Origin of the sequence: Pseudomonas sp. PDM09, assembly GCF_014852305.1 — a bacterium.
Classification (GTDB): Bacteria; Pseudomonadota; Gammaproteobacteria; order Pseudomonadales; family Pseudomonadaceae; genus Aquipseudomonas.
This window is the reverse complement of sequence record NZ_JACVBI010000006.1, coordinates 327,034-349,541: the sequence shown is the minus strand read 5'-3', so window position 1 is coordinate 349,541 and position 22,508 is coordinate 327,034. Positions and strand designations below refer to the sequence as shown.

Below are 22,508 nucleotides of genomic sequence, written 5' to 3'. Positions count from 1 at the left end.
GCGGGGTGTTATTCAGTGACGAATTTCGCGCTGACATACGGCGAATAATCCGGCAGCACCGTCTCGACCTTTCCTTGTTCCTTCAAGAACTTCGCCGTCTCGCCCTTCGCCTGGGCTGGAGATGCCGAGCTGACCAGCAGCTCTGGCACATCATTGGCGCCGGTCATCGCGGCGTAAATCCTTGCGAACGCCCCAATACGTCGGCGGAAAAGAAAATATACGCGATACACAAACTGTAACAAATTGACTAGATAGTGCGCGTTTGGCCATGATGGCGTCGCCTTTTCGAAAGTGATTGACGTATGGGGAATACGCAAACGCTAATCGATCTAAAAAAAGGCCAATAAATACCATTTAGGAATTAGCTTATGAGCCGATACCTTTTGTCTCGGTTCGGATCATTGCTCGAGAGCTATATTCCCAAATGGTATGAAAAAGAATGAAATAATTCTTTTTGGGTTTATGAGGAAATCATTACCCTGCAGGGACCAAATCACGGCGGTTAGACCTTGGTCGTAGACACACATGGTTACGATTGACTTGTCAGTCACGGTCTGGCGCTAATCGCGCATCTGTGGATCTGGGGCGTTAGACCCGAGACCAAAGAACACAAAAATTAGAACGAGAGGAGCGAAACATGAAGAAGTCCACCTTGGCCCTGGCAGTGGCCGTAGGGGTTTTGGCGCAGCAGGCAGGCGCCGCCGGTTTCATCGAAGACAGCAAGGCTACTTTGGGGTTGCGTAACTTCTACATCAACACGGATAACCGTGACAGCGCTGCTGGCACTGCTGCCAACAAGGCTAACGGTGTTCAGAGCAAAAACGAAGAATGGGGTCAAGGCTTCGACCTGCGCTTCACCTCGGGTTACACCCAAGGCACCGTTGGCTTCGGTATTGATGCTATCGGCCTGCTGGGCGTGCGTCTGGACTCGGGCGGTGGCACCAACGGCGCCACTTCGACTTCTTACGGCGGCACTGTTTTCCCAAGCAAATCCAACGGCGAAGCGGTTGATAACTTCTCCAGCCTGGGCCTGACTGCCAAAGCCAAGATCTCCCAGACCGAACTGAAATTGGGCACTCTGCAGCCAAAACTGCCAGTGATCGTGACCAACGACGGTCGTCTGCTGCCGCAAACCTTCCAGGGCGGCCAGATCACCTCGAACGAAATCAAAGACCTGACACTGGTCGGCGGTCAGATCGAGCACGCCAAGGGCCGTAACTCCAGCAACAACGAAGAGTTGTCGATTGCTGGTGCGAACGCTCACACTGCTGCCGGTCGTGACAGCAACAAGTTCATCTACGGTGGCGGTGACTACAAAATCACCAAAGACCTGACTGCCCAGTACTACTACGGCAACCTGGAAGACTTCTACAAGCAACACTTCCTGGGCCTGGTTCACAACTGGTCGATCGGTCCTGGTGTGTTGAAGTCTGACTTGCGTTACTTCAACAGCTCCGATGACGGTGCCAACGGTCACGACTCGGCTTATTTCAGCTCCGGTAACGATGAGGGTTTCCGTTCCGGTCGCGGTAAAGTCGACAACAACCTGTACAGCGGCCTGTTCCTGTACTCCGTTGCCGGTCACACCTTCGGCGGTGGTTATCAGGTCAGCAATGGCAGCAGCGACTTCCCTTGGCTGAACCAGGGTGACGGCTCGTCGGCTTACATCACTACCGACAGCCAGATCGCCAAGTTCGCCCGTGCCGGCGAACGTACCTGGCAAGCTCGCTACTCGTATGACTTCGCCAAGGTTGGCCTGCCAGGCGCTACTGCCGGCATCGTTTACCTGCGTGGCGACAACATTGACACCGTTGGTACCAACGGTCGCGAGAACGGTTCCGGCCGTTCCGAGTGGGAACGCGACCTGACCCTGGCGTACGTAGTGCCAGAAGGTCCGCTGAAGAACCTGGGCTTCACCTGGAAAAACGCCATGTGGCGCAACGACGTCCCTGGTCAGCGCGACCAGGACGAAAACCGCCTGATCGTCAGCTACTCGATCCCGCTGTTGTAACAGCACTCGCGTAACCGACGTAAAAAAAGCCCCGCCCGGCATCACGCCGGGCGGGGCTTTTGCGTTTTCAAGGTGGGCTCACCCCCGTAAACCCTCCTTGAAATTCCCCTCTTTTGCAGCAACTCAAGGCCTTCTCGAACCTTGTGACCGATGTTCGTCTCGATGACTATTCAGGTCCAGTGAACAGATTTTTAATATTCTTTATAGATCTAAATAAATCGATATTTATTCTTTTTAATTAATATCGAACGCAGGCACAGTTGGGCTCAACAAGCACTCACCAGGAGCAGCACCATGAGCCTCAGACTTGGCGATATCGCCCCCGATTTCGAACAGGATTCCAGCGCCGGCACTGTCCGTTTCCACGAATGGCTGGGCGATAGCTGGGGCGTGTTGTTTTCCCATCCGGCGGACTTTACGCCAGTGTGCACCACCGAGCTGGGCTTCACCGCCAGGCTCAAGGATGAATTCACCCAGCGCGGCGTCAAAGCCATTGCTCTGTCGGTCGACCCGGTGGACTCGCATCACAGGTGGATCGAGGACATCAACGAAACCCAGAACGCCATCGTCAACTTCCCGATCCTCGCCGATGCGGACCGCAAAGTGTCCGACCTGTATGACCTTATCCATCCGAATGCCAACGACACCCTGACCGTACGTTCGCTGTTTGTGATCGACCCGAACAAGAAGATTCGGCTGACGATTACTTACCCGGCGAGTACCGGCCGTAACTTCAATGAAATTTTGCGGGTGATCGATTCGCTGCAGCTCACCGACAACTACAAGGTGGCCACCCCGGCCAACTGGCAGGACGGTGATGAAGTGGTGATCGTGCCGTCGCTCAAGGACGAAAACGAAATCAGGCAGCGCTTTCCCAAGGGTTATCGCGCGGTGAGGCCATACCTGCGCCTGACGCCGCAGCCGAATCGTTAAACGTCAAAAGATCGCACGGCAGCTCCTACGTAGATTGGCGTACAGCTGCAGGAGCTGCCGAAGGCTGCGATCTTTTACAGGCATCAACCAAAGCAGGGGATTTTGGGCCGTTTCGACGGCCTTTTTTTTACCTGGGAAAAACAGTTTCACATAGATCTATAACGCATAACTAAATGAATAAATATGATTTATGGATATATAAATCAACTGTTAAGGTCACTCCATCAACGCGAGATCGCAAGCCGCGAATCGCTAACACCGCTCAAGGAATTGTCTGAATGCTGGTCGTCTCACTCGGTGGCAGTCCCAGCCCACGCTCCCGTTCCGGGGTTTTGCTGGAGCGCTCGCGACGCTGGTTACAAGAGCAAGGTGTGGAAGTGGTGAGTTACCAGGTACGGGACTTCCCGGCCGAAGATTTGCTGCATGCCCGTTTCGACAGCCCGAAAGTGATCGACCTGTTGCAACAGATTGAAAACGCCGATGGCTTGTTGATCGCCACGCCGGTTTACAAGGCGTCGTTCTCCGGTGCGCTGAAAACCTTGCTCGATCTGCTGCCCGAACGTGCCCTCAGCCACAAGGTGGTTTTGCCGATGGCTACCGGCGGCAGTATCGCCCACATGTTGGCGGTGGATTACGCGCTCAAACCGGTGCTGTCAGCGTTGAAAGCCCAGGAAATGCTGCAGGGGATTTTCGCCGTGGACAGCCAGATCACTTACGGCGAAGGCAGCGCCCAGGCGCAGTTGGCGCCGGAGCTTGCGCAACGATTGTTTGAAGCGCTGGAGCAGTTTTTCAGCGCCATGGCTCGACGGCCCAAGCCGCTCGATCCGAACCTGTTGAACGAACGTTTGTTGAGTGCTCGCTGGAGCATTTAAGCCCGCCCTCAAACCACATCTGAATTTGAAGTACTCCACCTTACTGGCCCGCTAACGGGCAAGCAGGTGCAGCCAAAACCCAACTGCAAAAGGAGAGCGCTATGCGCACTGTCATTTTGCGTCGTGGTCTGGTCGCTCTGTTTGCTGCGGCTGTAACCTTCGGCGCCATTACTCAAGCTCAAGCCGAGACCCTGCGGATCGGTTATCAAAAGTACGGCACGCTGGTGCTGCTCAAAGCCAAAGGTACTCTGGAAAAACGCCTCGCCGCCCAAGGCGTGGACGTGCAATGGACTGAATTCCCCGGTGGTCCGCAACTGCTCGAAGGCCTGAACGTCGGCTCCATCGACTTTGGCGTCACCGGTGAAACGCCGCCCGTGTTCGCTCAGGCGGCCGGCGCCGATCTGCTCTACGTTGCCTATGAACCGCCAGCGCCCCACAGTGAAGCGATCCTGGTGCCGAAGGACTCGCCGATCAAATCGGTGCAGGACCTCAAGGGCAAGAAAGTCGTGCTCAACAAAGGCTCCAACGTGCATTACCTGCTGGTGCGTGCGCTTGAAGACGCCGGCCTCAAATACACCGACATCCAGACCGTGTTCCTGCCGCCAGCCGATGCCCGTGCCGCATTCGAGCGTGGCAGTGTCGATGCCTGGGTGATCTGGGACCCGTACCAGGCCGCCGCCGAACAGCAACTGCAAGCACGCACGCTGCGCGACGGCAAAGGCCTCGTCGACAACCACCAGTTCTACCTGGCGACCAAACCTTACGCGCAGAAAAATCCTCAAGTGATCAAGGCGCTGGTGGAAGAAGTACGCGCGGTTGGCGAATGGTCCAAGGCCAATCCCGAGGACGTGACCAAGCAAGTTTCGCCACTGCTCGGCCTGCCAACGGACATCACCCTGACCTCGGTGAAACGCCAGGGCTACGGCGCGCTGTTCCTTACGCCGGAAGTAGTCGCTGCCCAGCAAAAAATCGCCGACAGCTTCTACCAGCTCAAGCTGATTCCCAAACCCTTGAGCATCAAAGACGTGATCTGGACGCCACCCACCGCCGTGGCCAAAGCGCCGTAATTCGATTTCCTGAGGAGACCACTCCATGAGCCTTAATATCTTCTGGTTCCTGCCTACCCATGGCGATGGCCATTACCTTGGCACCGCTGAAGGCGCTCGCGCCGTCGACCACGGTTACCTGCAACAGGTCGCGCAAGCGGCGGATCGTCTGGGCTTTGGCGGGGTGCTGATTCCCACCGGTCGCTCCTGCGAAGACTCGTGGCTGGTAGCCGCGTCGCTGATCCCGGTGACCCAGCGTTTGAAGTTCCTTGTCGCCCTGCGCCCCGGGATCATTTCCCCGACGGTGGCGGCGCGTCAGGCCGCGACACTGGATCGCTTGTCTGGCGGTCGTGCGCTGTTCAACCTGGTCACCGGTGGCGATCCGGAAGAACTGGCCGGCGACGGTTTGTTCCTCAGTCACGAAGAGCGCTATCAGGCTTCGGTGGAATTCACCCGCATCTGGCGCCGGGTGCTGGAAGGTGAAACCGTTGATTACGACGGTCAACACATCAGCGTGAAGGGCGCCAAGTTGCTCTATCCGCCGATCCAGCAACCGCGCCCGCCGCTGTATTTCGGTGGCTCGTCGGAAGCCGCCCAAGACCTCGCGGCAGAGCAAGTCGAGATGGTTCTGACCTGGGGCGAGCCACCGGCCGCCGTGGCAGAAAAAATCGAGCAGGTTCGCGCCAAAGCGGCGAAGCTCGGCCGCACCGTGCGCTTCGGTATTCGCTTGCATGTGATTGTTCGCGAAACCAACGCAGAGGCGTGGCAAGCGGCGGATCGACTGATCTCGCATCTGGACGATGACACCATTGCCCGTGCCCAGGCGTCTCTGGCGCGTTTCGATTCGGTCGGTCAGCAACGGATGGCCGCGTTGCATGGTGGCAGTCGCGACCATCTGGAAGTCAGCCCCAACCTGTGGGCCGGTGTTGGTCTGGTGCGCGGCGGTGCCGGTACGGCGCTGGTCGGCGATGGCCCGACCGTGGCGGCACGGGTGAAGGAATACGCGGACCTGGGCATCGATACGTTCATCTTCTCCGGTTATCCACACCTGGAAGAGTCCTATCGGGTGGCTGAGTTGTTGTTCCCGCACTTGGATATCGAGCGTCCGGAACTGCCGAAAAGCGCCGGTTACGTCAGCCCGTTCGGCGAGATGGTAGCCAACGACATTCTTCCCAAAGCCGCGTCCCAGAGCTGAGGCGCCGCCATGAAGAAAATCATCCACAACCTCGCGCCCTGGGCGCTGCCGGTCTTGTTGCTGGCGGTGTGGCAGTTGTCGGTGTCGGCGGGCTGGTTGTCGACGCGGATTCTGCCGGCGCCGATCGCGGTGATCGAAGCCGGTGTGAGCCTGGTCAGCAGCGGTGAAATCTGGACTCACCTGGCCATCAGCGGCTGGCGCGCGGCGCTCGGATTCGCCATTGGCGGCGGCATCGGTCTTGCGTTGGGCTTCATCACTGGCCTGTCGACGTGGGGCGAACGCCTGCTCGACAGTTCGGTGCAGATGATCCGCAACGTGCCGCATCTGGCATTGATTCCGCTGGTGATCCTGTGGTTCGGCATCGACGAGTCGGCAAAAATTTTTCTGGTGGCGTTGGGCACGTTGTTCCCGATTTACCTCAACACATATCACGGCATTCGCAACGTCGATCCGGCGCTGGTGGAGATGGCGCGCAGTTATGGCTTGTCCGGTTTCAGCCTGTTTCGCCAAGTGATTTTGCCGGGTGCGCTGCCATCGATTCTGGTCGGTGTGCGTTTTGCGCTGGGCTTCATGTGGTTGACATTGATCGTGGCGGAAACCATTTCCGCGAGCTCGGGCATTGGCTATCTGGCGATGAATGCCCGGGAGTTTTTGCAGACCGACGTGGTGGTGCTGGCGATTCTTTTGTACGCGGTGCTCGGCAAGCTGGCCGACCTTGCGGCGCGTGGGCTTGAACGCGTGTGGCTGCGCTGGCATCCGGCTTATCAGGTTGCCAAGGGAGGTGCCGCATGACGGCTCAACAACCTCCACGCCTGCTGCGCGGTATTCCGCTGGTGGTGCGCAAGCTGCAAAAAACCTTCGGTTCACGGCAGGTGCTGCGTGAAATCGACCTGCACATTCCGGCCGGGCAGTTTGTGGCGGTGGTCGGGCGTAGCGGCTGCGGCAAAAGTACCTTGCTGCGCTTGCTCGCCGGTCTCGACAAGCCCACGGGGGGTGAGCTGCTTGCAGGCGCAGCACCACTGAATGATGCGCGGGAAGACACTCGACTGATGTTCCAGGAAGCGCGTCTGCTGCCGTGGAAAAAGATCATCGACAACGTCGGTCTCGGGCTCAAGGGCAACTGGCGGCCGCAAGCATTGCAAGCGCTCGAAGCCGTCGGCCTGGCGGATCGCGCCAACGAATGGCCGGCAACCTTGTCCGGCGGGCAGAAGCAGCGTGTGGCCCTGGCTCGCGCGTTGATTCATCAACCGCGTTTGCTGTTGCTCGACGAACCGCTGGGCGCATTGGATGCCCTGACCCGAATCGAAATGCAGCAACTGATCGAACGGCTCTGGCAACAGCATGGCTTCACCGTGTTGCTGGTGACCCACGACGTCAGCGAAGCGGTGGCGATTGCCGATCGGGTGATCCTGATTGAAGAGGGCGAAGTCGGCCTCGACCTGCATGTGGAGCTGCCACGCCCTCGGGTCCGTGGCTCCCATCGGCTGGCGGCGCTGGAAACCGAAGTGCTCAACCGCGTGCTGTCCCTGCCTGGCCAACCGCCAGAACCGGAACCTGTTTCACCACTGCCTGCGCAATTGCGTTGGGCTCAATAACTTAAAGATTCATCCAACGACAGGAATCAACATCATGACTATCAAAGCCATCAACGTTCGTAACCAGTTCAAAGGCTCGATCAAGGAAATCGTGCTGGGTGACGTGCTGTCGGAAATCGACGTGCAGACGGCCTCCGGCATCGTCACTTCGGTGATTACCACCCGTTCGGTGAAAGAGCTGGAACTGGTGGTCGGCAGTGAAGTAATCGCGTTTGTGAAATCCACCGAGGTGTCGATCGCCAAGTTGTAAGCGCGTGCTCAAACAACAACCCTGGAGGGTGTGAGCCCTGATCGTTCCCACGCTCTGCGTGGGAATGCCTCTTCGGACGCTCCGCGTTCGGCTTTTGGGACGCAGAGCGTCCCGGGCTGCATTCCCACGCAGAGCGTGGGAACGATCAAAGCACTTCGCGCTTGGGCAGATAGGGTGGCAAATACAACCCAAGATAAGCATCAAACACCCGCATCCCTTCTTCAGCCATGCGCGGCGTGATCTGCCCATGCTGCTGCACCGAGCGTGCATACACCCGATCGCCCAGCTCCATGGCCAGCGCAAATACATCGACATCACTCGGCAGGGTCGGCAATTCGAAGTGGTGGTCGAACAGCTTGTGCATCAGGTCGCCGAGTTCGATGTCGTGCTGGCGGTCGGCCTGGGTGACTTCAGTCAGGCCGTGCTGGGCGAGGATCAGTTGGCGGGCGGCGGCGTCTTCGTCGTAGATGGCGAGCATGCGTTGTTCCACCAGTCGCGACAGATCGCGCCAGCCGTTGAGGGCATGGTGATCGATGGGTGCTTGCAGGCAGGCGCGGAATGCGGCGTGGACGTCGGCGGTCAGGGCTTCAAGCAGGGCCGGGACGCTGGCGAAAAAATGGTAGACGGAGGAGGGCGGGATCTCCGCGCGTTCGGCGACGCTGTAGATCGACAGGCTGGCCACGCCCTCGGCGGCCAGCAGCGTGCGGGCGGCATCGAGTATCGAATCGATCCGGGCCTGACTGCGGGCGCGGGGTTTGCGTGGGGTGGCGAGTCGGGTCATCGAAGTCTCCTGCGGGGCAGCGGGCATTGTACGAGCAGGGTTTGTTGTTGTCTGCCCGGACGCCTTCGCGAGCAAGCCCGCTCCCACTTTTGAACTCTGCCCCGTACACAAATACTTTGTTCACTGGAGATCTAATGTGGGAGCGGGCTTGCTCGCGAAGCAGGCGCCTCGGTCCTGCTGAAAAAAAGCCATAAAAAACGCCGCAGGCTTTGTCAGCCGGCGGCGTTGTTTTTACTGCAACCGCTTACACGGTATGCAGGTACCAGTTGTATTCGAGGTCGGAGATGGAGTGTTCGAACTCCTCCAGCTCGCTCTCTTTACAGGCGACAAAAATGTCGATGTATTTCGGATCGATGTACTTGGCCATGACTTCGCTGTCGTCCAGTTCGCGCAGTGCATCACGCAAGTTGTTCGGCAGGCTTTGCTCGTTCTGCTCGTAGGAGTTGCCTTCCACGGGTGCGCCCGGCTCGATTTTGTTGGTCAGGCCGTGGTGCACGCCCGCCAAAACAGAAGCCATCAACAGATACGGGTTGGCGTCGGCGCCGGCTACACGGTGTTCGATGCGCACGGCATCGGAGGAACCGGTCGGTACGCGGATGGCCACGGTACGGTTGTCCAGGCCCCAGCACGGCGAGTTCGGCACGTAGAACTGTGCGCCGAAACGACGGTAGGAGTTGACGTTCGGGCAGAGGAACGCCATCTGCGCCGGCAGGGTCTCGAGCACACCGCCGATCGCGTGACGCAGTGCGGCGTTCTGCTCGGGATCCTCGCTGGCAAAAATGTTTTTGCCATCTTTATCAAGAATCGAGATGTGGACGTGCAGACCGTTACCCGCCTGGCCCGGATAAGGCTTGGCCATGAAGGTGGTGTCCATCTCATGGTCGTAGGCGATGTTTTTGATCAGACGCTTGAGCAGGACCGCATAGTCGCAGGCCTTGATCGGGTCGGCCACGTGGTGCAGGTTCACTTCGAACTGTGCCGGGGCACTTTCCTTGACGATCGCGTCGGCAGGGATGCCTTGCTCTTTCGCACCTTCCAGAATGTCCTGGAGGCAGTCGACGTATTCGTCGAGGTCGTCGATCAGGTAGACCTGTGTCGAATGCGGGCGTTTGCCGGAGATCGGCGAGCGCGGCGGTTGTGGGCGGCCGTTCACGTTCTCCTGGTCGATCAGGTAGAACTCCAGTTCGAACGCAGCGCAGATGGTCAGGCCCATCTCGTCGAACTTGGCTACGACTTGTCGCAGGACTTCGCGCGGGTCGGCGAAGAAAGGATCACCTTCGAGTTCGTGCATGGTCATCAGCAGTTGCGCGGTCGGGCGCTTCTGCCAGGGCTCATTGCACAGGGTGTCGGGGATTGGATAGCAGATTCGGTCAGCATCGCCGATGTCCAGGCCCAGGCCAGTGCTTTCCACCGTCGAGCCATTGATATCCAGAGCAAATAGAGAGGCCGGCAGGTTGATGCCTTTCTCGTAAACCTTGTGGAGGCTGGTGCGTTCAATGCGCTTGCCGCGCACCACACCATTCATATCCGCAATCAGAAGGTCAACGTACAGAACCTCAGGATGTTCCTTAAGGAACGCGTTCGCTTCGTTAAGCTGAACGGCACGCGGGGGTACCGACATGATGCAACACCTTTGTTGTTAAAAATATCAATCATTGATCTCTTCGGATTCCAGTCAACCCGAACGGCATGCCGAAGTCAAGCGAGGCCTTTTTTGCCCTAAAAAAGCACTCATGGGGCTTTTTTGAGGCACTTTGGGGCGTTTTTTTGCCTTCAGCCTTCTTGGTGCCCGCGAGCTTGAGCGGGCCGTGTTGTATTTTTTACGGGGGTGTTGTGTAAAAAAATGAACAAGGCTAAGCTCGATTTAAACCCATAACAGCAATAATACCGGGGTGCTTCATGTCTCGCCTGCCGTTAATCGGCGTCACCGCCTGCTCAAAGCAGATCGGTCTGCATGCTTATCACATCAGTGGCGACAAATACGTACGCGCCGTGGCTTCAGCTGCCAAGGGCCTGCCGTTGATTCTTCCATCCCTGGCGGATCAGCTGGCGCCGTCCGATATTCTGGACGCTCTGGACGGCATTCTCTTTACAGGCTCTCCTTCCAATATAGAACCGATTCACTATAACGGCCCTGCCAGTGCGCCAGATACTGCTCATGATTCTGCACGCGATGCCACCACTCTCCCGCTGATCCGCGCCGCTGTCGAGGCCGGTGTTCCCGTGCTCGGCATTTGCCGTGGCTTCCAGGAAATGAATGTGGCATTCGGCGGCAGTCTGCATCAGAAGGTTCACGAGGCCGGTCCATTCATGGATCACCGTGAAGACGACAGCCTGCCGCTGGAAGGGCAGTACGCGCCAAGTCACCCGGTGCACGTTCAGCCGGGCGGTGTACTTGCCAGGCTGGGCCTGAAGAGCGAGATTCAAGTCAATTCGATTCATGGTCAGGGTATTGAGCGTCTGGCGCCGGGCCTTCGTGTGGAAGCGGTGGCACCCGACGGATTGATCGAAGCCGTCTCTGTCATCGAAGGCAAGGCTTTTGCTTTAGGGGTGCAATGGCATCCCGAATGGCAGGTAAGCTTGAATCCTGACTACCTTGCGATTTTCCAGGCATTTGGCGATGCCTGCCGCAAGTACGCTCTACAACGCGACGCCGATGCGTCAAACAACGCCTGACTTATAAGAGCCAGGAAACTCAGCCTAAGAGGCATTTATGAGTAACAACCTCGACCAGCTCACCGATTGGTTGAAAGACCGCAAGATCACAGAAGTCGAATGCATGATTGGCGACCTGACCGGCATCACCCGGGGCAAGATCTCGCCGACCAACAAGTTCATTGCCGAAAAAGGCATGCGCCTGCCCGAAAGCGTTCTGTTGCAGACCGTGACGGGCGACTATGTCGAAGACGACATCTATTACGAACTGCTCGACCCGGCCGACATCGACATGATCTGCCGCCCCGACCAGAACGCGGTGTTCCTGGTGCCCTGGGCCATCGAGCCCACCGCCATCGTGATCCACGATACTTACGACAAGCAGGGCAACCCGATCGAGCTGTCGCCGCGCAACGTGCTCAAAAAAGTGCTGAAACTCTACGCCGACCACGGCTGGCAGCCGATCGTGGCGCCGGAAATGGAGTTCTATCTCACCAAGCGCAGCGATGACCCGGACTACCCGCTGCAACCGCCGATTGGCCGCTCCGGTCGTCCGGAAACCGGTCGCCAGTCCTTCTCGATTGAGGCCGCGAACGAATTCGATCCGTTATTCGAAGACGTCTACGACTGGTGTGAACTGCAGGAACTGGACCTCGACACGCTGATCCACGAGGACGGCACGGCACAGATGGAAATCAACTTCCGTCATGGCGATGCCCTGTCCTTGGCCGACCAGATTCTGGTGTTCAAACGCACCATGCGTGAAGCCGCGCTCAAGCACAACGTGGCGGCAACCTTCATGGCCAAACCCATGACCGGCGAGCCGGGCAGCGCCATGCACTTGCACCAGAGCATCATCAGCATCGAGACCGGCAAAAACGTTTTCTCCAATGAAGACGGGACCATGAGCCAGCTGTTCCTCAACCACATCGGTGGCTTGCAGAAATTCATTCCTGAGCTGCTGCCGTTGTTCGCACCCAACGTCAATTCGTTCCGCCGCTTCCTGCCGGATACCTCGGCGCCGGTGAACGTGGAGTGGGGCGAAGAGAACCGCACCGTGGGCCTGCGAGTTCCGGATGCCGGGCCGCAGAACCGTCGGGTGGAAAACCGTCTGCCGGGTGCCGATGCCAACCCATACCTGGCTATTGCTGCCAGCCTGTTGTGCGGGCTGATTGGCATGGTCGAAGGGCATAACCCGAGTGCGCCGGTCGTCGGTCGTGGCTACGAACGGCGCAATCTGCGCCTGCCATTGACCATCGAAGACGCCCTGGAACGGATGGAAAACAGCAAGACCATCGAAAAATACCTGGGCAAGAAATTCATCACGGGCTACGTCGCGGTCAAGCGGGCCGAGCATGAAAACTTCAAGCGCGTGATCAGTTCGTGGGAGCGGGAGTTCCTGCTCTTCGCCGTCTGATGCGCCGGGCGCGGCTGTAAATCGCCGCGCCTTCACTGGAATCCAAGGAGAATTCGCATGACCAGCAACAACCCGCAAACCCGTGAGTGGCAAATCCTGAGCAGCGATCACCACCTGGCCCCGTTCAGCGACTTCAAACAGCTGAAAGAGAAAGGCCCGCGCATCATCACCAGCGCCAAGGGCGTTTACCTCTGGGACAGCGAAGGCAACAAGATCCTCGACGGCATGGCCGGCCTGTGGTGCGTCGCGATCGGCTACGGTCGCGATGAGCTGGCCGATGCCGCCAGCAAACAGATGCGCGAACTGCCTTATTACAACCTGTTCTTCCAGACCGCTCACCCGCCGGTGCTGGAGCTGGCCAAGGTGATTGCCGACGTTGCGCCTGAAGGCATGAATCACGTGTTCTTCACCGGTTCCGGGTCCGAAGGCAACGACACCATGCTGCGGATGGTTCGCCACTACTGGGCGATCAAGGGCCAGCCGAAGAAGAAAGTCATCATCAGTCGCAAGAACGGCTATCACGGTTCCACCGTGGCCGGCGCGAGTCTGGGTGGCATGACGTACATGCACGAACAGGGCGACTTGCCGATCCCGGGCATCGTCCACATTGCCCAGCCGTACTGGTTCGGCGAAGGCGGCGACATGACGCCGAACGAGTTCGGTATCTGGGCGGCCAATCAGCTGGAAGAGAAAATCCTGGAAGTCGGCGTCGACAACGTCGGGGCCTTTATTGCCGAGCCGATCCAGGGCGCCGGCGGCGTGATCATCCCGCCAGACAGCTACTGGCCACGCATCAAGGAAATCCTCGCCAAGTACGACATTCTGTTCGTCGCCGACGAAGTGATCTGCGGTTTCGGCCGTACCGGCGAGTGGTTCGGCAGCGATTTCTACGACCTCAAACCCGACATGATGACCATCGCCAAGGGCCTGACGTCCGGTTACATCCCGATGGGCGGCCTGATCGTGCATGACGACGTGGTCGAGGTGCTCAACGAAGGTGGCGATTTCAACCACGGTTTCACGTATTCCGGGCACCCGGTGGCTGCTGCGGTAGCGCTGGAAAACATCCGCATCTTGCGCGATGAGAAAATTGTCGAGCGCGTGCGCACAGAAACGGCACCTTATTTGCAAAAGCGTCTACGGGAACTGAGCGATCACCCGTTGGTGGGGGAAGTGCGTGGGGTCGGTCTGTTGGGGGCCATCGAACTGGTTCAGGACAAAGCCACCCGCAAACGTTACGAAGGCAAGGGTGTCGGCATGATCTGCCGCACGTTCTGCTTCGAAAACGGCCTGATCATGCGTGCCGTCGGCGACACCATGATCATTGCCCCGCCACTGGTGATTACACCGGCTGAAATCGACGAGTTGGTGACCAAGGCGCGCAAGTGCCTGGACCTGACCCTGAGTGCGTTGCAGGGCTAAGTGCTAGGCTCTGAGCGAGGTGCAATGTTTGCACTTCGTTCCGTGCAAACAAAGGATGGGTCTTTCCTTGAAAGCCAGCCTTGGATCTTGCCAGACTAACGGTTGTTCGGATGCCCGTTAACCGGCCACTGAGCACGTGGTTAAAAAGAAAAATTGGAGCATTACCCATGAAGGCATTAGGTATGAAGATAGCTGGCAAGACCCTCCTCGCCATGTCCCTGATGGGCATGATGGCGGGCGCCGTTCAGGCCGACGACAAAGTGCTGCACGTGTACAACTGGTCCGATTACATCGCGCCGGATACCGTCAAGAAGTTCGAGGCCGAGTCGGGTATCAAAGTTGTCTACGACGTGTTCGACAGTAACGAAACCCTTGAAGCAAAGTTGCTGGCAGGCAAGTCCGGCTATGACATCGTCGTGCCGTCGAACAACTTCCTGGCCAAGCAGATCAAGGCCGGCGTTTACCAGAAGCTGGACAAGTCCAAGCTGCCTAACTGGAAAAACCTGAACCCGGACCTGCTCAAAGCGGTATCGGTGAGCGACCCGGGTAACGAACACGCGTTCCCTTACATGTGGGGGTCGATCGGTATCGGTTTCAACGCTGAGAAGGTCAAGGCTGCACTGGGTGCCGATGCGCCAACCAACTCCTGGGACTTGCTGTTCAAACCTGAAAACGCTGCCAAGTTGAAGTCGTGCGGTATCAGCTTCCTCGATTCGCCAACCGAGATGATTCCGGTGGCGTTGCATTACCTGGGCTATCCAACCGACAGCCAGGACAAGAAACAACTGGCTGAAGCCGAAGCGCTGTTCCTGAAGATTCGTCCTTCGGTGGGCTACTTCCACTCGTCCAAGTACATCACCGACCTGGCCAACGGCAACATCTGCGTCGCCGTGGGTTACTCGGGTGACATCTACCAGGCCAAGGCTCGCGCCGCTGAAGCCGGTGACAAGGTGAAAGTCAGCTACAACATTCCGAAAGAAGGTGCCGGCAGCTTCTACGACATGGTCGCCATCCCTAAAGATGCCGAAAACGTCGAAGGCGCCTACAAGTTCATGACCTTCCTGCAGAAGCCGGAAATCATGGCCGAGATCACCAACGCCGTGCGTTTCCCGAACGGTAACGCGGCGTCTACCGCACTGGTCGATAAAGAAATCACTAGCGATCCAGGCATCTACCCGCCAGCGGAAGTGTTGGCCAAGCTGTACGCGATTGCCGACTTGCCGGCCGCGACCCAGCGGATCCTGACTCGCAGCTGGACCAAGATCAAATCCGGTAAATAAGTAATAAACCCTGTAGCAGCTGCCGAAGGCTGCGTCCAACCGCGCAGCGGTTGCGCTCTCAAGAACGCGGGAAGGTCCTTCGGACCTTAACGCAGCCTTCGGCAGCTGCTACAGGGTTCTGCATAAAAGTTTTGCTGGAACGGTTTTTCGAGGGTAAGTTGCGCGCCGGTTTTGTTGCCAGGCAGCCATGGCTGTCATGTAACGCGGGGCAACTTGGGCCCAACTAATTTTAGAGGACCTCCACTTGCCTATTTTTTCTTTGTTGCGCAATGCCCTGCTGGTCGGCGCCGGGCTGACACTGGCTGTCAGTGTTCAGGCCGCTGGCACAGTGCATATTTATAATTGGTCGGACTACATCGGTGAAAGCACCCTGGCCGACTTCCAGAAAGAAACCGGCATCAAGCCGGTGTATGACGTATTCGATTCCAACGAAACCCTGGAAGGCAAGTTGCTGGCCGGGCGTACCGGATATGACGTGGTCGTGCCGTCCAACCACTTCCTTGGCAAACAGATCAAGGCCGGGGCTTTTCAGAAGCTCGACAAATCGAAGCTGACTAACTATTCCAACCTCGACCCGGTATTGCTCAAGCGCCTGGAACAGAACGATCCGGGCAATCAGTACGCCGTACCGTATCTGTGGGGCACCAACGGCATCGGTTACAACGTCGACAAGGTCAAGGCAGTGCTGGGTCTCGACAAGATCGATTCGTGGGATGTGGTGTTCGAGCCGCAGAACATCAAGAAGCTGCACAGCTGTGGCGTGGCGTTCCTCGACTCCGCCGATGAAATGATGCCCACGGTCCTCAACTACATGGGCCTGAACGCCAACAGCACCAACCCTGAAGACTACAAAAAGGCGGAAGCCAAGTTGCTGGCGGTGCGGCCTTACGTGACGTATTTCCACTCCTCCAAATACATCGCAGACCTGGCCAACGGTGACATCTGCGTGGCGATCGGTTTCTCTGGCGATATGTTCCAGGCCAAGGCCCGCGCGGCTGAAGCCGGCAAAGGCATGAACATCGCCTACTCGATTCCGAAAGAGGGCGGCGCGCTCTGGTTCGACATGCTGGCGATCCCCAAGGATGCCGCCAACGCCAAGGAAGCCCATGCCTTCATCAACTATTTGCTGAAACCCGAAGTGATTGCCCAGGTCAGCAATTCCGTAGGCTACGCCAACCCGAACCCCGGGTCGGACAAACTGATGGAACAATCCATACGCACCGACGCATCGGTCTATCCACCGCAAGCGGTCCTCGACAAGACATACGTCTCCATCGAGTTGCCACCGAACATTCAACGTTTGATGACGCGCAGCTGGACCAAGGTCAAATCGGGCAAATAGCTTCAACCTATCCAGGTTCGCCACGTTGAGCGAACTGCAAATTCTGTTGGGAGTTTCGTAAATGGCAGTTGCCTCCGGCGCCTATAAGAAAGCCCTCGAGGGCGATCAGACACCTAAACAGGTGCTGGTCAAAATCGACCGGGTCACAAAAAAGTTCGACGAGACGATTGCCGTGGACGACGTGTCCCTGGAAATCAAGAAAGGCGAAATCTTCGCCCTGCTCGGCGGCTCGGGTTCGGGCAAATCCACCTTGCTGCGGATGCTGGCAGGTTTCGAACGGCCCACGGAGGGGCGCATTTACCTCGATGGCGTAGACATCACGGACATGCCGCCGTACGAGCGGCCGATCAACATGATGTTCCAGTCCTACGCCTTGTTCCCGCACATGACCGTGGCGCAGAACATCGCCTTCGGCCTCAAGCAGGACAAGCTTCCCGCCGCTGAAGTCGATGCACGTGTGGCCGACATGCTCAAGCTGGTGCAGATGAGCCAGTACGCCAAGCGCAAACCGCATCAGTTGTCTGGCGGTCAGCGTCAGCGTGTGGCGCTGGCGCGTTCTTTGGCCAAGCGACCGAAGCTGTTGCTGCTCGACGAACCGATGGGTGCGCTGGACAAGAAGCTGCGCTCGCAAATGCAACTGGAACTGGTCGAGATCATCGAACGGGTCGGCGTGACCTGCGTGATGGTGACCCACGACCAGGAAGAAGCCATGACCATGGCCGAGCGCATCGCGATCATGCACCTGGGCTGGATCGCCCAGATCGGCAGCCCGATCGACATCTACGAAACCCCGACCAGCCGCCTGGTCTGCGAGTTCATCGGCAACGTCAACATCTTTGACGGTGAAGTGATCGACGACGCCGAAGGCCACGCGATCATCACCTGCAAGGACCTGGACCGGCAGATTTATGTGGGCCACGGCATCAGCACTTCGGTGCAGGACAAATCCGTGACCTACGCGATCCGTCCGGAAAAGCTGCTGGTGACGCCGACCATGCCGACCTGCGAATACAACTGGTCCAGCGGCAAAGTGCATGACATCGCCTATCTCGGTGGCCACTCGGTGTTCTACGTCGAGTTGCCGAGCGGCAAGATCGTCCAGTCGTTCGTCGCCAACGCCGAGCGCCGTGGCCAGCGGCCGACTTGGGGTGATCAGGTTTACGTGTATTGGGAAGATGACAGCGGCGTGGTACTTCGCTCATGAACCTGCGCAAATTCAAACGCCGGCTCAATCGAATAATTCCCGGTGGCCGTCAGCTGGTCATCGGTGTTCCGTTCATTTGGCTGTTCATGTTCTTCATGTTGCCGTTCTTCATCGTCTTGAAGATCAGCTTCGCCGAAGCCGACGTGGCCATTCCGCCGTACACCGAGATCTACAGCTTCATCGACCAGAAGCTCCAGGTGCTGCTTAACCTGAGCAACTACGCGATGCTCGGCGATGACGAGTTGTACATCGCCGCTTACCTCGGTTCATTGAAGATGGCGCTGATCAGCACCGTCCTCTGCTTGCTGATCGGCTACCCGATGGCCTACGCCATTGCCAGTGCCCGCAAAGAACTGCAAACGGTGCTGGTGCTGCTGATCATGATGCCGACCTGGACCGCGATCCTGATCCGCGTGTATGCGTGGATGGGCATCCTCAGCAACAACGGCCTGCTCAACGGCTTTTTGATGAGCATGGGCTGGATCGACGAGCCGCTGCAGATCCTCAACACCAACCTCGCGGTTTACATCGGGGTCGTTTACTCCTATCTGCCGTTCATGATCCTGCCGCTCTACGCCAACCTGGTCAAACACGACACCAGTCTGCTGGAAGCCGCGTCGGACCTGGGATCGAGCACCTTCAACAGTTTCTGGAAGATCACCGTGCCACTGTCGAAAAACGGCATCATTGCCGGCTGCATGCTGGTGTTCATCCCGGTGGTGGGTGAGTTCGTGATCCCGGAACTGCTCGGCGGTCCGGAAACCCTGATGATCGGTAAAGTGCTCTGGCAAGAGTTCTTCAATAACCGTGACTGGCCAGTGGCGTCTGCCCTGGCGGTGGTGATGCTGGCGATCCTGATTGTGCCGATCATCCTGTTCAACCGTAGTCAGGCCAAAGAAATGGAGGGCAAGGAATGAAGCGCTTCCGTTTCTCAAGTTTCATGCTGGTAGCGGGTTTGCTGTTCATCTACGCGCCGATGCTGATCCTGGTGATTTACTCGTTCAACGCCTCGAAACTGGTGACGGTGTGGGGCGGCTGGTCGATCAAGTGGTACGTGGGGTTGATGGACAACACCCAATTGATGGGCTCGGTGGTGCGCTCGCTGGAAATCGCCTGCTACACCGCGATTGCAGCGGTAGCACTGGGGACGCTGGCGGCGTTCGTGCTGACGCGAATCACCCACTTCAAGGGCCGCACGCTGTTCGGTGGTCTGGTCACCGCGCCGTTGGTGATGCCGGAAGTGATCACCGGTCTGTCGCTGTTGCTGCTGTTCGTGGCCATGGCGCAGATGATCGGTTGGCCGCAGGAACGCGGCATCGTCACCATCTGGATCGCCCACACCACGTTCTGTGCGGCGTATGTGGCGGTGGTGGTGTCGGCGCGCTTGCGTGAGCTGGACCTGTCCATCGAAGAGGCGGCCATGGACCTGGGCGCGCGGCCATGGAAGGTGTTCTTCCTGATCACCATTCCGATGATCGCGCCGTCGCTGGCGGCGGGCGGGATGATGTCGTTTGCCTTGTCGCTGGATGACCTGGTGCTGGCGAGCTTCGTGTCCGGTCCGGGTTCCACGACCCTGCCGATGGAAGTGTTCTCGGCGGTGCGCCTGGGCGTGAAGCCTGAGATCAATGCCGTGGCCAGCCTGATTTTGCTGGCGGTGTCGCTGGTGACTTTCCTGGTCTGGTACTTCAGCCGTCGTGCCGAAGAGATTCGCAAGCGTGCGATCCAGCAGGCCATCGAAGAGGGCGCCGCCGATTCCTGGAAACAACCGGACGTGCGCCGGGCCCAGGCGCCGGAAGCGGCTTGAGCTTGATGCCGGGTTGACCACACATGTGTGGCCAACCCAAATCCACTGTGGGAGCGGGCTTGCTCGCGAAGACGGACTGACATTCAACATCCATGTTGACTGACCCACCGCTTTCGCGAGCAAGCCCGCTCCCACAGTGGTCGGTGTGAAGCAACAATCTTGTGATCACCACAAAACCTGTGGAAGCGGGCTTGCGTGCGATGACGTCAGTTAAACCAACAGAGATCTAATGCCCTGAACGCGCTGGCAACAGCTTCAACGTACTACGTGTATTGGCCGTCACTTCTTCATCATTGAAATGCGCCTGGTAGTAAACCCCCTCGATATACGCCTCGGCCTGGTCGTCATAGTGACGGTCGAACGGCACGCCGCTCTGGCCGACCGGGTTGATGGTCAGGCTGTGGGCGGGGTCGGCGAAGTCGATCAGCCGCCGCGTCGACGGGCCGTAAGTCACAGGCCACGGCGCCGGGCCGATCCTGGCCGAGAGGTTGTTCGGCACTTCGTGGGTGCCGGGTGCCGCGAACGGCCCGACGTTGAAGATCCGCTCCAGCGGTTTTTGCGTCCCCAGCGGATGGCCGTGAGTCAAGGTGTGCGCCTTGCCCCACTGCCATTGTGTGGAGTCGTCGCCCAGGGTGGTTTTGAGGTGAGCCATGCTCGCTTGCCAGGCAACCTTGACCGTATCGGCGCGGGTTTCCTTGCCGGGGGTGTTGCGGTTGTCCCACCACGGTGAGTCGGCGGAGGCCGCCAGCCGCGGTAGTGCGGCATCGATCACCCGGGTCGGCAGCAGCGTTTCGAAGAAGTCGTTGCCCAGTTCATCGCGCATCGCCGCGTCGGTGAGGTTGAACAAGAACTGGTTGAACAGCGTGGCACTGATGGAGTCCAGCGGATAATCGCCGCTCCACTGCGCCAGTTGCTCCACCCTCTTGAGCTCGGCGGGATCGCTCACCACTTCACGCAGCACCGGTAGCAACGGCGCCAGCAAACGCGGACCGTAGTCGGTGGTGGTGCCCAGTTGCAGCTTCTGGCTGGACTCGTTGTCCCACTTCACGTTGTTGTCGCTGAGCTGACGATTGAGTTGCTGACCGCGATCGGCGAGGTTGTAGTAACCGGGAATTTCCATGCCGGTCGGCGACACCGGCTGGAAATTGGCCGAGACGATATAGCCCCGCGCCGGGTTCTCTTCCTGTGGATTGGCGCTGAACGGGTAAAAACCTTCCTTGTCCGCCTGAGGGGTGCTGCCGTCGAGGATGAAACCGGGCTTCACCCCGGCCGGGCGCTTGGGCAGCAGCGCCGAGGCCCACCAACCGATGTCGCCCTTGGCATTGGCGTAGACGATGTTCAGCCCCGGAGCCTGAACCTTGGCCGAGGCGGCGCGGGCCTTGGCCAGGGTGTCGGCGCGGTTGAGCTGGTAGAAGCCGTCGAGGATCGGATTCGGCGTCTCGAGGAAGGCCCACCACATGGCGACCGGTGTTTTGCCGGCGGCGGTGCCGAGCACATCGTTGATGATCGGGCCGTGGGGCGACTGGCGCAGGGTCAGCGTGACCGGTGGCTGGCCTTTGACCGCGATCTGTTGTTCGGTGTTGACCATGTCGACCCACTGGCCGCGATACCAGACCTGGTTCGGGTTGTCCGGGTTGACCTTCTCTACGATCAGGTCCAGATCGTCGTTCTGGAACATGGTCAGGCTCCAGCCGAAGTCCAGGTTGTGGCCCAGAAACGCAAACGGCACCAGCGCCTGATGGTAACCGTAAAGCTCGAAACCCGGCGCCGACAGGTGCGCTTCGTACCACACCGACGGCGCCGAGAAGCGAATGTGCGGGTCACCGGCCAGCAGTGGCTTACCGCTTTTGCTGCGGCTGCCGGCAATCAACCAGGCATTGCTCCCTTCAAATTGTGGCAGGCCATTGTCGGCCAATGCCTGCTCACTCAAACGGGCGAGGGCGTTCAGATCCTTCCAGTCATTGGCGGTGAGGGCTGGTGCAGGGTTGGCGCGCCTTTTGGCCAGCACGCCCTTGGGCTGCCAGTCGAGATCGAAGATGCTCAGGTACTCGGCGCCCAGTTGGTCACGCACGTAAGTCAGCAAGGGTTCGGTGCGAAACGCCGCGGCAAAGCTGTAGGCCATGTAGCCGGCGATGCTGATGCTGTCTTCGGCGGTGAAAGGGCGTTTGGGGATCCCCAGCACATCGAACTCTACCGGCGCAGCGTGGCTGTCCTGATATTGATTGATGCCGTCCAGATAGGCTTGCAGGGCCTTCCAGGCCGGCGACTGACGATCCAGCGCGGCGACGTAGCTTTCAGCCCGCTCGCGGATGCGCAGGCTGCGAAACAGTTTGTCGGTGTCGATCAGTTTCGGGCCGAGGACTTCGGCCAGCTCACCACGGGCCAGGCGCCGCATGGCTTCCATCTGGAACAGTCGGTCCTGGGCATGTACATAGCCAAGGGCGCGGTAGAGGTCGGTTTCGTTTTCGGCACGGATATGCGGCACGCCGCGCACGTCGTAGCGCACGGTCACCGAACCTTGCAGGTGCTGTAATTCCACTTGGCCCTGGCGCGTCGGTTGCTTGCTGTACACATACCAGCCGCCCCCGGCGACGAGTACGACAATCAGCAAGGCAAGTACGGTCAGGACGCGTTTCATGGTGACTCCTTGTTCTTACGGGATTGCCGCCCGTGTGGGCTGCAAACGTGTAGCACAGACCTC

At 58.7% G+C, this 22,508-nt stretch carries 19 protein-coding genes and 1 pseudogene; 16 read left to right on the top strand and 4 right to left on the bottom strand.

Features of this window, described 5'->3' with window-relative positions; all coding sequences use genetic code 11:
• Positions 1–8 precede the first annotated feature (8 nt).
• Positions 9–173: pseudogene (tauA, locus tag IB250_RS17080) on the bottom strand (taurine ABC transporter substrate-binding protein); the annotation flags it as partial.
• Between the two features lie 464 nt (positions 174–637).
• Here tauA and IB250_RS17075 point away from each other — a divergent pair.
• The 8 genes from IB250_RS17075 to IB250_RS17040 all read left to right on the top strand — a co-directional run bounded on the left by IB250_RS17075 (position 638) and on the right by IB250_RS17040 (position 7,902).
• Positions 638–2,011, top strand: coding sequence for an OprD family porin (locus tag IB250_RS17075; protein ID WP_192344973.1), 1,374 nt, complete (start codon positions 638–640; stop codon positions 2,009–2,011).
• 294 nt (positions 2,012–2,305) lie between these two features.
• On the top strand, positions 2,306–2,944 hold the full coding sequence (locus IB250_RS17070; RefSeq protein ID WP_192344972.1) for a peroxiredoxin: 639 nt from the start codon (positions 2,306–2,308) through the stop codon (positions 2,942–2,944).
• Between the two features lie 278 nt (positions 2,945–3,222).
• Positions 3,223–3,816, top strand: a complete 594-nt coding sequence (gene ssuE / locus IB250_RS17065; protein ID WP_192344971.1) for an NADPH-dependent FMN reductase — start codon at positions 3,223–3,225, stop codon at positions 3,814–3,816.
• Between the two features lie 101 nt (positions 3,817–3,917).
• The gene (locus IB250_RS17060) at positions 3,918–4,883 is read left to right on the top strand and encodes a sulfonate ABC transporter substrate-binding protein (protein ID WP_192344970.1); all 966 of its coding nucleotides are present in this window, start codon (positions 3,918–3,920) and stop codon (positions 4,881–4,883) included.
• 25 nt (positions 4,884–4,908) lie between these two features.
• Positions 4,909–6,057, top strand: a complete 1,149-nt coding sequence (gene ssuD / locus IB250_RS17055; protein ID WP_008067973.1) for an FMNH2-dependent alkanesulfonate monooxygenase — start codon at positions 4,909–4,911, stop codon at positions 6,055–6,057.
• Between the two features lie 9 nt (positions 6,058–6,066).
• A complete protein-coding gene (ssuC, locus tag IB250_RS17050; protein WP_192344969.1) occupies positions 6,067–6,849 on the top strand; it encodes an aliphatic sulfonate ABC transporter permease SsuC in 783 nt (260 codons plus the stop codon).
• Positions 6,846–7,652, top strand: coding sequence for an aliphatic sulfonates ABC transporter ATP-binding protein (gene ssuB, locus IB250_RS17045; protein ID WP_192344968.1), 807 nt, complete (start codon positions 6,846–6,848; stop codon positions 7,650–7,652). The genes ssuC and ssuB overlap by 4 nt, the downstream gene beginning before the upstream one ends.
• A gap of 34 nt (positions 7,653–7,686) precedes the next feature.
• Positions 7,687–7,902: a TOBE domain-containing protein gene (locus tag IB250_RS17040; protein ID WP_003229256.1), complete on the top strand. Its 216-nt coding sequence runs from the start codon at positions 7,687–7,689 to the stop codon at positions 7,900–7,902.
• Between the two features lie 145 nt (positions 7,903–8,047).
• On the opposite strand, the gene IB250_RS17035 is transcribed toward IB250_RS17040, so the two are convergent.
• Both IB250_RS17035 and IB250_RS17030 read right to left on the bottom strand, forming a co-directional pair.
• Positions 8,048–8,683, bottom strand: coding sequence for a TetR/AcrR family transcriptional regulator (locus tag IB250_RS17035; RefSeq protein WP_192344967.1), 636 nt, complete (start codon positions 8,681–8,683; stop codon positions 8,048–8,050).
• Between the two features lie 244 nt (positions 8,684–8,927).
• A complete protein-coding gene (locus tag IB250_RS17030) occupies positions 8,928–10,304 on the bottom strand; it encodes a glutamine synthetase family protein (RefSeq protein ID WP_007897683.1) in 1,377 nt (458 codons plus the stop codon).
• 278 nt (positions 10,305–10,582) lie between these two features.
• On the opposite strand from IB250_RS17030, the gene IB250_RS17025 reads away from it, so the two are divergent.
• From IB250_RS17025 to IB250_RS16990, 8 genes are all read left to right on the top strand, one after another.
• Positions 10,583–11,359, top strand: coding sequence for a gamma-glutamyl-gamma-aminobutyrate hydrolase family protein (locus tag IB250_RS17025; protein WP_192344966.1), 777 nt, complete (start codon positions 10,583–10,585; stop codon positions 11,357–11,359).
• A gap of 37 nt (positions 11,360–11,396) precedes the next feature.
• Positions 11,397–12,755 carry a glutamine synthetase family protein gene (locus tag IB250_RS17020; protein WP_123500359.1) on the top strand — a complete coding sequence of 453 codons (1,359 nt, stop codon included), beginning with the start codon at positions 11,397–11,399 and terminating at the stop codon, positions 12,753–12,755.
• A gap of 57 nt (positions 12,756–12,812) precedes the next feature.
• Positions 12,813–14,177 carry an aspartate aminotransferase family protein gene (locus IB250_RS17015; RefSeq protein WP_192344965.1) on the top strand — a complete coding sequence of 455 codons (1,365 nt, stop codon included), beginning with the start codon at positions 12,813–12,815 and terminating at the stop codon, positions 14,175–14,177.
• A 182-nt stretch (positions 14,178–14,359) separates the two neighbouring features.
• The gene (locus tag IB250_RS17010) at positions 14,360–15,457 is read left to right on the top strand and encodes a polyamine ABC transporter substrate-binding protein (RefSeq protein ID WP_192345013.1); all 1,098 of its coding nucleotides are present in this window, start codon (positions 14,360–14,362) and stop codon (positions 15,455–15,457) included.
• 244 nt (positions 15,458–15,701) lie between these two features.
• Complete coding sequence (locus tag IB250_RS17005) at positions 15,702–16,799, top strand: polyamine ABC transporter substrate-binding protein (RefSeq protein ID WP_192344964.1); 1,098 nt, start codon at positions 15,702–15,704, stop codon at positions 16,797–16,799.
• 61 nt (positions 16,800–16,860) lie between these two features.
• Positions 16,861–18,003, top strand: a complete 1,143-nt coding sequence (locus IB250_RS17000) for an ABC transporter ATP-binding protein (protein WP_008067988.1) — start codon at positions 16,861–16,863, stop codon at positions 18,001–18,003.
• A gap of 35 nt (positions 18,004–18,038) precedes the next feature.
• Positions 18,039–18,920, top strand: coding sequence for an ABC transporter permease subunit (locus tag IB250_RS16995; protein WP_177319477.1), 882 nt, complete (start codon positions 18,039–18,041; stop codon positions 18,918–18,920).
• Positions 18,917–19,807, top strand: coding sequence for an ABC transporter permease subunit (locus tag IB250_RS16990; protein ID WP_007897694.1), 891 nt, complete (start codon positions 18,917–18,919; stop codon positions 19,805–19,807). Before IB250_RS16995 ends, IB250_RS16990 begins: the two co-directional genes overlap by 4 nt.
• A gap of 226 nt (positions 19,808–20,033) precedes the next feature.
• Here IB250_RS16990 and IB250_RS16985 read toward each other — a convergent pair whose 3' ends face one another.
• Complete coding sequence (locus IB250_RS16985) at positions 20,034–22,445, bottom strand: penicillin acylase family protein (protein ID WP_192344963.1); 2,412 nt, start codon at positions 22,443–22,445, stop codon at positions 20,034–20,036.
• Positions 22,446–22,508 lie beyond the last annotated feature (63 nt).

What these genes read in the sequence shown, in the direction of transcription:
- ssuD (WP_008067973.1), top strand. Translation starts at nt 4,909, where the DNA reads ATGAGCCTTAATATCTTCTGGTTCCTGCCTACCCATGGCGATGGCCAT.
- IB250_RS17035 (WP_192344967.1), bottom strand. Translation starts at nt 8,683, where the DNA reads ATGACCCGACTCGCCACCCCACGCAAACCCCGCGCCCGCAGTCAGGCC.
- IB250_RS17030 (WP_007897683.1), bottom strand. Translation starts at nt 10,304, where the DNA reads ATGTCGGTACCCCCGCGTGCCGTTCAGCTTAACGAAGCGAACGCGTTC.
- IB250_RS17010 (WP_192345013.1), top strand. Translation starts at nt 14,360, where the DNA reads ATGAAGATAGCTGGCAAGACCCTCCTCGCCATGTCCCTGATGGGCATG.
- IB250_RS17040 (WP_003229256.1), top strand. Translation starts at nt 7,687, where the DNA reads ATGACTATCAAAGCCATCAACGTTCGTAACCAGTTCAAAGGCTCGATC.
- IB250_RS17075 (WP_192344973.1), top strand. Translation starts at nt 638, where the DNA reads ATGAAGAAGTCCACCTTGGCCCTGGCAGTGGCCGTAGGGGTTTTGGCG.
- IB250_RS17020 (WP_123500359.1), top strand. Translation starts at nt 11,397, where the DNA reads ATGAGTAACAACCTCGACCAGCTCACCGATTGGTTGAAAGACCGCAAG.
- IB250_RS17000 (WP_008067988.1), top strand. Translation starts at nt 16,861, where the DNA reads ATGGCAGTTGCCTCCGGCGCCTATAAGAAAGCCCTCGAGGGCGATCAG.
- IB250_RS17060 (WP_192344970.1), top strand. Translation starts at nt 3,918, where the DNA reads ATGCGCACTGTCATTTTGCGTCGTGGTCTGGTCGCTCTGTTTGCTGCG.
- ssuC (WP_192344969.1), top strand. Translation starts at nt 6,067, where the DNA reads ATGAAGAAAATCATCCACAACCTCGCGCCCTGGGCGCTGCCGGTCTTG.
- IB250_RS16985 (WP_192344963.1), bottom strand. Translation starts at nt 22,445, where the DNA reads ATGAAACGCGTCCTGACCGTACTTGCCTTGCTGATTGTCGTACTCGTC.
- ssuE (WP_192344971.1), top strand. Translation starts at nt 3,223, where the DNA reads ATGCTGGTCGTCTCACTCGGTGGCAGTCCCAGCCCACGCTCCCGTTCC.
- IB250_RS17015 (WP_192344965.1), top strand. Translation starts at nt 12,813, where the DNA reads ATGACCAGCAACAACCCGCAAACCCGTGAGTGGCAAATCCTGAGCAGC.
- IB250_RS16990 (WP_007897694.1), top strand. Translation starts at nt 18,917, where the DNA reads ATGAAGCGCTTCCGTTTCTCAAGTTTCATGCTGGTAGCGGGTTTGCTG.
- IB250_RS17070 (WP_192344972.1), top strand. Translation starts at nt 2,306, where the DNA reads ATGAGCCTCAGACTTGGCGATATCGCCCCCGATTTCGAACAGGATTCC.
- IB250_RS17025 (WP_192344966.1), top strand. Translation starts at nt 10,583, where the DNA reads ATGTCTCGCCTGCCGTTAATCGGCGTCACCGCCTGCTCAAAGCAGATC.
- ssuB (WP_192344968.1), top strand. Translation starts at nt 6,846, where the DNA reads ATGACGGCTCAACAACCTCCACGCCTGCTGCGCGGTATTCCGCTGGTG.